This window comes from Streptomyces sp. NPDC088124 (genome assembly GCF_040685895.1).
Classification (GTDB): Bacteria; Actinomycetota; Actinomycetes; order Streptomycetales; family Streptomycetaceae; genus Streptomyces.
Genome location: NZ_JBFBJB010000067.1, coordinates 40,661 through 54,372 on the forward strand (window position 1 = coordinate 40,661; position 13,712 = coordinate 54,372).

General features: G+C 68.0%; 7 protein-coding genes and 1 pseudogene. 2 read left to right on the forward strand and 6 right to left on the reverse strand.

All coding sequences use genetic code 11. From position 1 onward, the window contains the following. Positions 1 to 529 precede the first annotated feature (529 nt). From AB0P17_RS36960 to AB0P17_RS36970, 3 genes are all read right to left on the reverse strand, one after another. The gene (locus AB0P17_RS36960) at positions 530 to 1,753 is read right to left on the reverse strand and encodes a hypothetical protein (RefSeq protein ID WP_365818254.1); all 1,224 of its coding nucleotides are present in this window, start codon (positions 1,751 to 1,753) and stop codon (positions 530 to 532) included. Then, positions 1,750 to 3,204, reverse strand: coding sequence for an N-6 DNA methylase (locus AB0P17_RS36965; RefSeq protein WP_365818256.1), 1,455 nt, complete (start codon positions 3,202 to 3,204; stop codon positions 1,750 to 1,752). The genes AB0P17_RS36960 and AB0P17_RS36965 overlap by 4 nt, the downstream gene beginning before the upstream one ends. 141 nt (positions 3,205 to 3,345) lie before the next feature. Further along, positions 3,346 to 3,534 carry a hypothetical protein gene (locus tag AB0P17_RS36970; RefSeq protein WP_365818258.1) on the reverse strand — a complete coding sequence of 63 codons (189 nt, stop codon included), beginning with the start codon at positions 3,532 to 3,534 and terminating at the stop codon, positions 3,346 to 3,348. 366 nt (positions 3,535 to 3,900) lie between these two features. On the opposite strand from AB0P17_RS36970, the gene pglW reads away from it, so the two are divergent. Together pglW and pglX are read left to right on the forward strand one after the other, a co-directional pair. Continuing rightward, positions 3,901 to 8,667, forward strand: a complete 4,767-nt coding sequence (gene pglW / locus AB0P17_RS36975; protein ID WP_365818260.1) for a BREX system serine/threonine kinase PglW — start codon at positions 3,901 to 3,903, stop codon at positions 8,665 to 8,667. 122 nt (positions 8,668 to 8,789) lie between these two features. Continuing rightward, on the forward strand, positions 8,790 to 12,656 hold the full coding sequence (gene pglX, locus AB0P17_RS36980) for a BREX-2 system adenine-specific DNA-methyltransferase PglX (RefSeq protein ID WP_365818263.1): 3,867 nt from the start codon (positions 8,790 to 8,792) through the stop codon (positions 12,654 to 12,656). A gap of 66 nt (positions 12,657 to 12,722) precedes the next feature. Here the strand turns inward: pglX and AB0P17_RS36985 are convergent, their stop codons facing one another. The 3 genes and pseudogenes from AB0P17_RS36985 to AB0P17_RS36995 all read right to left on the reverse strand — a co-directional run. Then, on the reverse strand, positions 12,723 to 13,097 hold the full coding sequence (locus tag AB0P17_RS36985; protein WP_365818265.1) for a type II toxin-antitoxin system VapC family toxin: 375 nt from the start codon (positions 13,095 to 13,097) through the stop codon (positions 12,723 to 12,725). After that, on the reverse strand, positions 13,097 to 13,339 hold the full coding sequence (locus AB0P17_RS36990; RefSeq protein ID WP_365818267.1) for a type II toxin-antitoxin system prevent-host-death family antitoxin: 243 nt from the start codon (positions 13,337 to 13,339) through the stop codon (positions 13,097 to 13,099). Before AB0P17_RS36990 ends, AB0P17_RS36985 begins: the two co-directional genes overlap by 1 nt. Before the next feature lie 126 nt (positions 13,340 to 13,465). Continuing rightward, positions 13,466 to 13,712, reverse strand: a pseudogene (locus tag AB0P17_RS36995) (hypothetical protein); the annotation flags it as partial.

Here is a 13,712-nt window from a genome sequence, read left to right on the forward strand (position 1 = left end):
AGTCGAGGGGGTCGTCGAGGGTCTCCATGGTCTGAGGGCGTTCACCGGGGGCCGCCATGGGCATGGTGTCCGTGCCTTTGAGGACCTTGATGTTGTACGGGGCGCGGTCCTCGTCCAGGACGGCGGGGTAGCCGTTCAACTCGCACGGCCATCTACCGCAGTTGGTCAGGGTGATGGTCGTGGCACGCAGTCCGCCTCGCGCCCTGGACCAGGCCGGGCGTGATCCGTACGTCCGACTCGGGGGCAGGTGGCCGGGAGAGGGGAGGGGGCTGTGGTCGGTGTGGATCGGTCTGCGGGTGGTACCGCCGGTGCCATCGGTGGTGAGGTGGAGGGGGCCGGTGTCGCCGTTCTCGTGGGGTTGCGCTTCAGGTCCAGTTCCTGCTCCAGGCTGCTGCAGCAGGTGTGTCGGCATGACAGCCGCGGCGAGGGGCAGGCCTGTCCGATGCGTATGACGGTCGCGCGATGATCGCACCTCCTCGCCGATGCCGTCCCGGGGCAGTGCGCGGCGGCCCAGAGGGCGGATCGGTGATCAGCGGGGATGACGCACGGGCTCGGTAGCGGAGGTGCCGTCCAGGAAACGGTCCAGGAGCCGGCCGCGCAGGTCACGGAGGATCTCATTCTCCCGGCGCGCGGCTAGGGCCCGCAGGTGGAGGCCGTTGGCGACCTGTGCGAACCGGTCACGTACCTCGGAAGGAGGCCATCGGAGTGTGGTGGCGCCGAAGGCACGCCGACTCAGTTCGCGTCCGCCCGCGCCTTGGGCGGTTGACGTCAGCTCTGTGCTGCGTGAGCGGATCTCATGCAAGAGCCAGTAGGCGTCGGACGGTGTTTCCGGTTGCAGGGTGAGAATCCCACGGCCAGGGGCGACCGGCATCTCGTTCAACACGGCACGTACGCCGTCGTCTCTGGTCGCCACGAGGAGAGAGCGGGGAGGGCACACCCTCGCTTCGCCGGAAGCGGAGAGCCAAGAGGGCGCCGGGTACAGGTAGGGCAGGTGGCTCCGCAGAATGTCCGCAGGTGCTACGAACGCGGTCCCGACTTCCGTCGAGGATTCGTCCGGGCGGGGGCGTGGCGTACTCCCGGAGCGCAGATCGACGAGAGCACCGAACGACTGCTCGGGCCAGGCGCTGTGCGCGTGCGCTTCGACGGCGAACCGGGCGTCGCTCAGCGCCACGGAGCATTCCGCGATGTGGTTGTTGACTGTCGACTTCGCTTCCACTACACCCATCGTGTGGACGAACGAGGCCCGCTGCCGTGCCGGTGGCAGTGGTACGGGGAGTTCACGCAAAGTGGCCAGACTCAGTGTGCGCTGCAAGGTGGAACTGATCACACGGCGCTCACACCAGTCGCGTACGTAGGGTGATCCGAGCCACAGCCTCAGCCAAGCCGCCTCATCAGGGTCTGCCGTGCGCACGATGGCGACGGTCCGGGAAGCGTTCCAGCCGCCGTGCACGCTGGTGACGACCGCCGCTTCACCGACCCTGCCCACCAGGACCACGACGAGGTCGCCGGTCCGCAGTTCGCTGCGCGCGTTCGCCGCGTGCGTGGAAAAGCTGATCCGCCTGGGCTCGTGAATGCTGAGGTGTCCGTCCTGGACGTCCGCCGCCCTGATCATTCCGACGCCGTTGTCCACGTGGTCGCCGGGTCGGGTGATGCCGTAGCCGATCACTGTCACCGACGGCAGGCGGCCGAGTTGTCCGACGGCCCAGCCGTCAGGGAGCGGACGCAGCCGCTCCTCCAGGGACTCGACCGTCACAACAACCCCAGAAGATCGCGCAGTTCACGTTCCAGGCGATGAGACATCTCGAAGTGTCCGTACAGTTCTTCGGTCAGGCCGACCACTCGCTCAGCCCCCTCATCTGGTCCGGACACGGCCGCGGGTACGCCGGTGTGACGAGCGGGAAGTACGTCGTATCCCTGCGCGGCGATATCGGCGGTGGACACCGACCGGCACCAGCCGGGCACGTCCTCGTACGGCTCCGTGTGCAGGCCCGAGTCAGGCCCCGGGTCCTCCGCTCCCCGCCAGGACGCGAAGGTGGCGGCGATACGTGCGCTTGCCTCGCCGGACAGGGCCCGACGGCCACGCCCGCCCGACACCACCGCGTCACGCGCGTCGATGAACAGAAACTGTCCTCTTCGATCGCTGTGCCCCCAGGTGCTGCCGGCTTCCTTCTTGTTGCTGAAGAGCCACAGGCTCACCGCGTTGCGCACATGAGGGATCAAGCCGGCAGGCAGCTCGACCACACAACTCAGGACATCAGCTTCCACCAATCGCGCACGGATATGACGTTCCGCCGGCCGTGTTCCCGAAGCGGCTCCCGTTGGCAGGAGGACCGCGGCCCGGCCGGAGGAGGACATCTTGCTCACACTGTGCTGGACCCAGGCGAAATTCGCATTGCTATTGGGCGGCGCCCCGTAGATCCAGCGGGGGTCATAGCTCACCTGGTGTCCGTCGTCCCAATGTGCCTGATTGAAAGGCGGGTTCACCATGACGACATCGAAGGAGTCCTGTCGGAACCGATCGTCGAGAAGAGTGGACGACGGGCCTTCCAGGCTTGCCTCCACTCCGTGCACGGCCAGGTTCATCATGGCGACCTGCAGTGATGTTTGGTTGACGTCCTGACCGGACAGTGTGAGGTGATCGGTTCTCCCGCCCGCAGCCGCGACATGGGCGTGGGACTGGAGGAGGAAGCCGCCGGATCCACAGGCCGGGTCGTAGACCCTCTCGCCTTGCCGAGGGTCCATCAGGTCGACCAGGAGGCCGGCAATACCCGGTGGTGTGAAGTACTGCCCACCCTTTCCGGCCATCTGCGACTGGGCTTCGAGGCATACGTCGAACAGTGCGGGGAGATCGGAGGTCGCGGCTACCAGTTGGAGCAGCGGAGCCAGTTCGCGGCCGTGGGCGTTGCCGATGGACGGGGTGTCCAGGCTCACCTCCCCGCGGTGCTTCCTCTCCCACTGCGACAGTCCGTGCCGGATCGTCTCTTCCAGCTGGGAGGGAGAGGACAGCTCCGACCGTGCGGCGACTTGCCAGGTGACGGGCGGATCTGCGGCCCGGTATCGCCTCCCGTCGGCTGGTGCCGTATCCGCCTCGTGGCGCAGCAGGATCAGCACCATGGCAAGACGCAGCGCATCCTCGCCCGTCATTGCCCCGCGCAGGGCGTCCAGCGCCTGCGTCAGCGACGGACCTTCCGGCGCTCTCGCCACCCTTGACTCCCGCCATTCTTGTTGCCGCACTCCATGACCTGTCCCATCATGCCCGTCGGCTCGGCGGGATCGTCGACCTGCCCGGGGGACTGGTCAGGTGGACAGGTCTGAGGGGCAGGTCGGAGAAGGGCTCCGGGCGGATCACGGGGACTGCAGATAGGTCACGATCAAGAACGCCACCGTGATGGCGCCCACAAACGCGCAGCCTCCGGTCTGTACGGCCTGGATCTTGTCGTGCGTACTCGCCATTTGGAGTCCGGCCGCCACCAGCGCGCAGATCAGCGCGCATGCGACGGCGAGTGCAACCACCATGAAGCGCATCTGGTTCATTTCATCCCCCTAGGTCACTTTTGCGGTAGAACGCGGCGCGGCGCCGACGGGGTGGAGTTACGTCTCCACCCCGCCTTGCACGACTGTAGCGCACTGCAGCAGTCGGTTGGGGAATGATTCAGCAGTCGGTTCGGGAGGGAAGGACATTGTGAAGCTGAATAAATGTGGGATCGATGAATATCGGCGGGATGACTTCCTGCACATCGCGTGCCGACTACGGGCCGCCCGGAGCGATCACCTCCGATTCGGGGGCTGTCCGGGCGGCCCTCGGCCAGGTGCCCGACCCGTTACGATCTGGGCTGGGGACTTTGCTGCCCAGCAGTCGTCGATCAGTACAGGCAGCTAGACGCGAAGCGGGGATGGCGCATGCGGGACGGCCGGTGGACGACGGTCACCGAATCCGAGTTCCCGCATGAGCGGCGGGGCCTGGAGGCCATCCGGCAGAAGCTCTCCGACAACGATCCGTGGCGGGCCTGGTCGAACTTCACCTTCACGGCGAACACCGGCCACGTCAGAGAAGTGGACCTGCTCGTGGTCGCCCCGGGCGGGGTGTATCTGATCGAGCTGAAGGACTGGCACGGCTCGGTCGAGTCCCGTAATGGCACCTGGCTCCAGACCCAGCCGAGCGGTCGGCAGATCTCGCACGGCAACCCTCTTCACCTGGCGAACAAGAAGGCGAAAGAGCTGGCGGGGCTGCTGGCGCGCAACGGCGAAAAGGTCTGGGTGTCGGAGGCTGTCTGCTTCACCGACTCCTCCCTCCGGAACCGGCTGCCGGCCCACGATCAGCACGGTCTCCACACCGTCCACCAACTGGTCACCATGCTCGGCGAGCCGCCCCGCGACGAGCGCGGACGGATCGACGGGCCGCGGTCGCGCCGTATCAAGACGGCCCTGGAGCGCGTCGGCATCGCGCCCAGCGACGCCGCGTACAAGGTCGGCCCGTACGAACTGCACCGCAAGTCGTTCGACTCCGGACCGACCTGGGCGGACTACCTCGCCCGGCACAGCGAGCTGCCCGAGGCCGCCCGCGTCCGGGTCTATCTGCGCGAGCGCGGCTCCGACGCCGAACTGCGGGCCTCGGTCGAGCGGGCGGCGCGGCGCGAGGCCGCGGTGTTGCGGCGCTTCCGTCACCCCGGCGTCGTCCAGCTGAAGCAGTACGACCCGTCGGGCCACTCGGCGGGCCCCGCGCTGATCTTCGACTTCGACCCGCGGACCCTGCGCCTCGACGAGTACCTGGCGCAGTACGGGCAGAAACTGGACATCCTCAGCCGGATGGCGCTCGTACGCCAGCTCGCCGAGACCCTGCGTTCGGCCCACGGCCGCCGGATCTACCACCGCACCCTCGCCGCCCGAGCCATCCATGTGGTGCCGCGCGGCCGGGTGGCGGCCCCGGGTAACGGCGCGGAAAGGGAGCCGGGGAAGGGGCCCGGGAAGGGGCCGGGGAGCGGTTCGGGACATGCCGCGGACAGTGAGGAGACGGGCTGGTCCACCCCGCATCTGCAGATCTCGGACTGGCAGGTCGCGGTCCAGCGCGCCTCCGAGCAGAGCGGGGGTGCCCAGGCCGGCGGCGAACGGTTCGCGCCGACCACGTTCTCGCGCGCCGGCGCCCACCTCGCGGAAGGCACGGACCCCTACCTCGCCCCGGAGCTGACCGCGCTGAAGGCCGACCCCGTCACCCTGGACGTGTACGGACTCGGCGTGCTCACCTACCTCCTGGCCACCGGCAAGGCACCCGCCGCCAGCCAGGCCGAGCTGCTGGCGCGCTACGACGCCGGCGAGGGCCTGCGCCCCAGCGCCGTCGTCGACGGCCTGTCGCCCTACATCGACGAACTGGTCCAGGCCGCCACCGCCTACAACGTCGACGACCGGCTCTCCTCCGTGGACGACTTCCTGGAGATGCTGGAGGTCGTCGAGGACACCCTCACCGAGCCGCCGGCCACCGCGGACGTCCCGCGCCCCGCCGAACCGGAGAAGGACCCCCTCGAAGCGGTCGCGGGCGATGTCCTGGCGGACCGCTGGGAGGTCAGACGGCGCCTCGGTACGGGCTCGACCAGCCGCGCCTTCCTCGTACGGGACCTTCACGCCGGCCCCGACGTGCGCTTCGCCAAGTCCCTCGCCGTACTGAAGGTCGCGCTGACGGACAGCCGCGGCGAAGTCCTCGCCCGCGAGGCCGAGGTCATGGGACGGCTGCGCCCCGACTCCCGGATCATCCGGCTCGTCGAACCCGAGCCGCAGCGGATCGGCGGACGCACCGTCCTGATCATGGAGTACGTCGGCGACGAACGCGAGGCCGACGCCGAGCCCTCCGCACCCGGCGAGAAGAAGAGCCGCCGCCGCGAGGAGACCGTCGCCCGTCAGCTCCGCGAGCTGGGCCGCCTCTCCGTCGACCAACTGGAGGCGTACGGCGATTACCTGTTCGGCGCGGTGGACTTCCTGGAAGGCGAAGGCGTCTGGCACCGCGACATCAAGCCGGACAACATCGCCATCCGGATCCGCCCCAACCGCACCCGCGAGCTGGTCCTCATCGACTTCTCGCTCGCCGCCTACCCGGTACGGGAGACCGGAGCAGGCACCGACGGCTACCTCGACCCGTTCATCGGCACCCTCACCGAACGCTCGGTGTACGACGCGCACGCCGAGCGCTACGCCCTGGCCGTCACCCTGCACGAGATGGCCTCCCGCGAACTCCCCGTCTGGGGCCAGGGCAAGGTCTCCCCGCGCCAGACCGACCCGAAGAAGGAGCCGTACCCGCGGATCGCCGGCGACGGCTTCGACCCCGCGGTACGGGACGGCCTCGTCGCCTTCTTCCAGAAGGCCCTGCACCGCGACGCGGACCAGCGCTTCACCGACCTCAAGCCCATGCGCGACGGCTGGAAGAAGATCTTCCTGGCCATGGACGAGGCGAAGCCGTCCTCCCGCCGTTCCCGGCACGCCGCCCCCGCGACCACCGCGCCCACGGCCGCCGCCCAGGACGCGCCGATCCCCGCGGCCGAGGAAGAAAGCGCCGAACAGCAGCGCGACCGGCTCGCCGCCGCCGCCGATCGGACCACCCCCCTCTCCTCCTGCGGACTCAGCCCGGCCGCCGAATCGTTCGTCTACGGCCTCCGCGACGTCAACACGGTCGGTGAACTCCTCGACTACAGCCGCCACCAGCTCGTCAACGCCCCCGGCCTCGGCGCGAAGACCCGGAAGGAAGTCCTCGGCCGGATCAAGGAATGGCGGCAGCGGTTCGCCGAGCAGCCCGCCACCCCCCTCACCCCCGAGGGCCGCAGGGCGGCGAAGGAGGAACTCTCCGCCGTCGAAGCCGCGGTGGCCGACGCCGTCGGCACCCACGGCGACCCGGGAAGCCTGCCCGAACGGGCCCTGCGCCGCCTCAGCCTCGACACGCTGGCCACGGTCTTCGTCCCGGAGCTGAAGAAGGACGGCGCGAACCGCAACGAGTGCGAGATGGTCCGGCTCCTGCTGCGCCTGCCCAACGCGGCGGGCGCGCTGCCGGGCATCGGTGTCTGGCCCAAGCAGAAGGACGTGGCCGACGAACTGAACCTCTCCGCCGGCCGTATCCCCCAGATGCTCAAGCCCCAGCGCGCCCGCTGGAAGAAGCACCCGGCGGTCCGCGCCCTGCGCGCCGAGATCCTGGAACTCCTGCGCGACTTGGGCCGGATCGCCTCGGCGGCCGAGATCGCCGACGCGCTCGCCATCCGGCACGGCACCCAGTTGCTGGAACGGGAACAGCGGCGGGCACTGGCCCTGGCCGCCGTACGCGCCGTGGTCGAGGTGGAGCAACTCGTCCCGGACGAGGCCGAGTTCCAGCACATGCCGAACCGTGACGCCGCCGACGAGAGCATGGGCGCCGGCCTGCTGGCCCTGGAGGTCGGCCCCGACGACGCACCCGAGACCCCCTCGGGCCCCGGGCTGCTCAACTACGCCCAGAAGCTGGGCCGGGTCGCCGACCGGCTGGCGAAGCTCGACACCCTGCCCACCGCCGCGACCGTCCTCGGCGAGCTGGGCGCCATCGCCCCGCCCAGCGACAGTGTCGAGTGGGGCGACCGCCGCCTGGTCGAGGTGGCCGCCGCAGCCTCCCGGCACGCCGCCGCCACACCCCGCCTGGAGATCTACCCGCGCAACCTGCCGCTCGTACGGGCGTTGCGCCTCACCCAGGCCGGACTCGTTCCGCTCATCCCCGGGGTGGCGGAGGCACGGCAGCCCGGCCTGACCGGCGAGCATGTCCACGAGCGCGTACGGGCCCGCTTCCCCGAACTCCTCAACGAACGCGGCGCCCACGACCTGCCTACGGGCGCCCGGCTGACCCGGGCGCTGCGGGAGGCCGGATTCGACCTGGAACTGTCCACCCGCGAGGAGACCGGGACCCTCCGCTACCTTCCGCGCCAGACGGACGGACAGTCCACCTACTACACCTATCTGTCCTCCCTCTCCTCCGGCGCCGGCCGCCGGGCCACCGGCACCATCGCCGCCCACCGCTACTCGGACGACCCCCAGCTCGCAGGGGCGGTCGCGGCGGAGGAGCGGCTGATGGCCTCGGCGAGGCGGGACGGTTTCCGGGTCCTCACCGTACGGACGGCCCTGGCCCGCGACGCGGCCGGTGAACTGGAGGGTGACCGGTTCGCCGCCGAGTCGGTCTCGGTGACCGACCTCTTCCTCCAGGCGCTCCGTGAACTGGTCGACGCCAAGCCGAAGCCCACCTGGGAGACCATCCTGCGCGCGGACGCGGCGGCGCCGGGGACGAAGTCGGCGATGCGCTTCGCGGAGTACGCCAGGACGGCCTGGGGCATGGTGGAGCCGAGGCTGAGCGCGGTGGTGACGGGGCCGGGCGCGGGTGGTTCCGGGGCCGCGCGGCCGGTGCTGTTCATGGACGCGGGTGTGTTCGCCCGGTACGACGCGATGGGCCTGCTGGAACGGCTGGCCGGGCTGTCCCGCGACGGCGGCCGTGGCCTGTGGCTCCTCTGCCCGCAGAACGACCCGGCGCGGCCCCCGCGCCTGGGGGCGACGGCGGTGCCGTACCAGGCGGGGCTGGGGGAGTGGGTCCCGCTGCCGGACTCCTGGGTCGCGAACGGGCACCGGGCGGAGGCGGCGGGGGCGGCGACCGCGACGACTGCGGAGCTGGCGGAGCGGTAGGAAGCGGGGCACGCGCGGTGACGAGGAACCACCGTGATGGCGCGTGATGACGCGTGACGGCATGAGAAGCCGGACATTGTCCGGACACAGGCACAGGCACGGACTACGGGAGACGTGACACAGTGATCGACCGCAAGGCACTGCTGACGGACCTGATCAAGCAGGTCAAGGCGGTCGAGGTGGACCTCGGCAAGCAGGTCAAGGACGGCGAGGCGGTCCTCAAACCGCTGCGGGCCGAGTACGAGAAGGTACGGAAGGCGGCCACCGCAGCCCGGAAGGCCACGGAGAATCCGGCGGAGGCGCAGGCGGAGCCCCCGAAGTGGGCCGAGTGGCTGGAGACGCGCCTGCTGGACGGCTTCTCGGAGGACCGGGTAGAGCAGATCCGGGCAGGCGAGTCGGTCGCGGGGAAGCTGCGGGCGGAGTACGACGAGGCGTTCAAGCTCGGCCGTACGGCGGCGACGTGGAGCGCGTGGCTGGACGAGCGGGTCACGCAGGTCGCGGTGGCGTGGGTGCTGGGCACGGTCTTCGTACGGTTCTGCGAGGACAACCTTCTGATCCCCGAGCCGTACCTGACGGGCGTCGGGGCCGAGCGCCGAGACCTGGCGGAGGCGCGGTACGCGCAGTACGTGGACGAAGACCTGGACGAGGGCGCGGACCCGACGTACCGGGGCTGGCTGGAGCGGGCGTTCGCGGAACTAGGTGCGGGCCAGGCGGGCAAGCTGCTCTTCGACCAGGACCGCAACCCGCTCTACCAGATCCCGCTGTCGCACGACGGGGCGCGGTCCCTGGTGGAATTCTGGCGCGAGCGAGGCGAGGCCGGGAGCGGGAGTGGGGACGGGGACGGCGCGGGTGAGGGTGCCGGTGGCGGCGACACTCTGGTCCACGACTTCACCGACCCGCTGAACGCGGACGGTACGGAGGGCTGGGACACCCGGTTCCTGGGCGACCTGTACCAGGACCTGTCGGAGGCGGCGAGGAAGACGTACGCGCTGCTCCAGACACCGGAGTTCGTGGAGGAGTTCATCCTCGACCGGACGATGGACCCGGTGGTACGGGAACTGGGCGGCCGGTTCGGCGAGCTGAAGATGATCGACCCGACGTGCGGGTCAGGGCACTTCGTGCTGGGCGCGTTCCGGCGGCTGGTGAAGCTGTGGGGCGAGCGGCGGCCTGATGTGGGGCCGCACGAGCGGGTGAAGGCCGCGCTGGAGTCGGTGCACGGGGTGGACATCAACCCGTTCGCGGTGGCTATTGCGCGGTTCCGGTTGCTGATGGCCGGTATGGCGGCGGCGAATGTACGGACGCTGGCGGAGGCGAATCGGTACGACTGGCCGATCCACTTGGCGGTGGGGGACTCGCTGATCCAGGACCGGCAGCTTGAGTTCGAGCTGGTGGGGGAGGAGTCGGGGAAGCGGCTGGTTGATTTCGCTTATGCGACGGAGGATGTGCTCGATTATCCGGGGATTCTGGATGTGGGGCGGTATGACGTGGTGGTGGGGAACCCGCCATACATCACGGTCAAGGACAGGAAGCTGAACGCGCTGTATCGAAAGCTTTATGCGTCTTGTGCGGGTAAGTATGCATTGTCGGTTCCTTTCGCCGAAAGGTTCTTCCAATTGGCGAAGGTTGGGGAGCCGGACGGACGTCAGTACGGCATGGTCGGTCAAATTACCGCGAACTCTTTCATGAAGAGAGAGTTTGGGACGAAACTGATTGAGGAGTACTTCGCTCACAAAGTAGAGCTGGTAGAGGTAATTGACACGTCGGGGGCGTACATTCCGGGTCATGGCACGCCGACTGTGATTCTTGTGGGGCGTCGGAGGTCTGGCAGTGCACGTGTTGACACCCTGCGGACTGTTCGTAGCGTCCAGGGCGAGCCTGGTGCACCAGAGCGGGGTGAGGACGGCTTGGTTTGGAAGGCGATCACAAGCCAGATTGACGAGCCTGGATCGGTCAGTCAATGGGTGTCCGTAGATGATCTAGGGCGAGAGCGGTACTTCGGGAAGCAGCCGTGGGTTCTTTCCAATGGCGGTCTTGAAATGATCGAAGAAATTAACCTGTCTAAGGGGACGGTTCTTGGGAGAGATGTTGCGCGAATCGGTTTCTATGGAATCATGGGTGCCGACGATGCCATGACGGCTGCCCCACGAGTATTCGACCGAATTAATGCAGAGGTTCAGTACAGGAATCGCCTTGTAGTCGGTGATGAAGTTCGCGATTATACTTTTTCGGATGGGGATGTTGCATTCTATCCGTATGATGGGGAACGTAACCTTGATCGGTTGAAAAATTTCCCCAACCTTGCTCGCTGGATCTGGCCTCGTCGTACAGAATTGGGGAAGCGTGCAACTTTTTCCGGTGGCACTTATTTCGAAGATGGGCGGCCCTGGTGGGAGTGGCACCAACTGCCCAAAGACTCTGACGCGCATCCTTGGTCTCTCAATTTCGCCTTCGTTTCAACGCATAACCATGTAGTGCTCAATCGTAGCGGCTATGCGTTTACGCGTACCGCGCCCGTGATTAAGTTGAGAAGTGGAGCGACTGAGGAAGATCATCTGCGTTTGCTTGGCTTGCTCAACAGTTCCACTGCCTGTTTCTGGCTTCAGCAGGTGAGTCACAACAAGGGTGAAGGGGGCGGGGCTCGGGTCGATGCTGGATATGCGGCAATGGGGAGCGAGGCGTGGAAAAATCATTTCGAGTTTACGGGAACCAAGCTTCAAGAATTTCCGCTCCCCGTTGATTACCCCGCTGATCTCGGAGTGCTGCTTGACTCATTTTCCCGTGAACTTGCTGCTTGCAGTCTTGCTGCCTTGGCTATTCCCGCGATCGCATCTCTCCGTGAAGCCCGCGCTAAGTGGGAGTCCACCCGCGCCCAGATGATCGCCCTGCAAGAAGAGCTGGACTGGCAGGTCTACTCCCTCTACAAGCTGCACGGTGAAGACCTCCGCGCCCCCGAGGCCGACGTACCCGAACTCGGCCTCGGCGAGCGCGCCTTCGAGATCGTGCTGGCCCGCCGCGTCGAGGAGGGCGAGGCGTCCGGGGAGTGGTTCAAGCGGCATAACTCCACGCCCATCACCACCATCCCCGACCACTGGTCGGACGCCTACAAGGCCGTCGTCCAGAAGCGCATCGACGTCATCGAGTCGTCCCGGGCCATCGGCATGGTGGAGAGGCCCGAGTACAAGCGGCGCTGGGCGACCGAGGGTTGGGATGTCCTTCAGGAGCGCGCACTCAAGTCCTGGCTGCTGGACCGGATCGAGAACCGTGACCACTGGTTCCAGGACGGGCAGCCCACCCTCCTTACCCGCGCCCAGCTCACCTCCGTGCTCTCCCTCGATGAGGACTTTGTGTCCGTCGCCGAGCTGTATGCGCCCCGCCAGGAGCTGGCCACCGTCGTCTCGGACCTCCTCGCCGACGAGCACGTACCGTTCCTCTCCGCCCTGCGCTACAAGCCCGCCGCGCTGAGGAAGCGTGCCGACTGGGAGCACGTCTGGGACCTTCAGCGGCAGGAGGACGCCGCGCCGGATGAGCCCGCGAAGCGGAAGATCCGGGACGCCATTCCCGTACCGCCGAAATACACGTCCGCCGACTTCGTCAAGGCGTCCTACTGGAAGGCCCGGGGGAAGCTGGACGTGCCGAAGGAGCGGTTCATCTCGTACGCGACCGGGGCGATCTCCGGGACGCCGAACCTGTTCGGGTGGGCCGGCTGGGATCACCGGGAGCAGGCTCAGGCGCTCGCCACGTACTTCACCAACCACGGTGAGCTGTCCTCCGAGGAGATGACCCCGCTCCTCGCCGGTCTGCTGGAGCTTCAACCGTGGCTCACCCAGTGGCACGACGAGTACGACCCCACCTACAGCGGTTCCCCCGCGGCCTTCTTCGCCGGCTACCGCGCCACGATGCAGGGTGAGCACGGTCTGACCGACGACGACCTCCGCGCCTGGCGCCCTGCCCCGGCCGCCCGCCGTGGCCGAGGTCGGGCAAAGGCTTGATCGTCCGGCAGCGCCCGTCCCGCTCGTCAGCGCGGGACGGGCGCCGGGTCCCCATGAGCCAGTGGCTCAGGCGTGAACGATGGTCACGTCGTACTCAGGGATCCACTTGTCCCGCGTCACCAGGGACATCCCTTCGATCTGAGCCTGGGCGATCAGTATCCGGTCGAAGGGATCCCGGTGATGGGCGGGCAGCCGACCTGCTCGTACGCCGTGCCCAGCGGTGACAGGCAGCCCGGTGAACTGGCTGTCACGGACCCGCTCGGCGAGATCCTCCGGTCCGTCGAGTTTTCCAAGGGACTGTTTGATGGCGATTTCCCACGCCGAAACGGCGCTGACGTACACAGCGGGCTCTGTATCGAGCAGGTCTTTGAGCTCGCCGGACAGCTCGGGGGAGTCGTCCAGCCACCAGAGAACCACATGGGTGTCGAGCAGTAGTCGCATCAGCGCATCCCAAAAGCGTTGGCAAGGTCATCGGGCAGATCGTCGAAGTCGTCCGGGATGTGGATCTGCCCGCGGAGCGAGCCTCGGCCGGTCCGTTTCACCTTCGGGCGCAGCGGTACCACCTTGGCCACTGGCTCTCCCGCCTTGCTGATCACGACTTCCTCGCCGGTCGCGACCTGTTCCAGGATCTTGGAGAAGTGCGTCTTGGCTTCATGCACGTTGTACTGATGGGCTGCTTCCATGACTGCCTCACGACCTGTTCATCAGGTGGACTAAGCGCTGGACTAAGCGTAACCCGGGGGGCGCCGTTGTGCTGGTTCCGGCCGCGATGAGCGGCCGGAACGCGTGAGGACGCTGGGCGCGGTCGGTCACCCCGGCGCGGGCTCGGTGGCCCTGGGTGCGGCGGGCGCGGCGGCCTCTCGTACGGTCAAGGGCTCGCGGGAGCGAACCCGTAGTGGCGGGCCCTCGTCAAGTTCGATGACGACGTGGAGTGCGCCGTCCGCGTCCAGGTCGCCGCGTACGCCGAGCGCCGTGCGCCAGCAGCCCCACACCCGTACGCACTGCCCCGGTCGGACCATCGCCGCCGGGACCTCCACTGGAGGTGCGGGGGCCGGT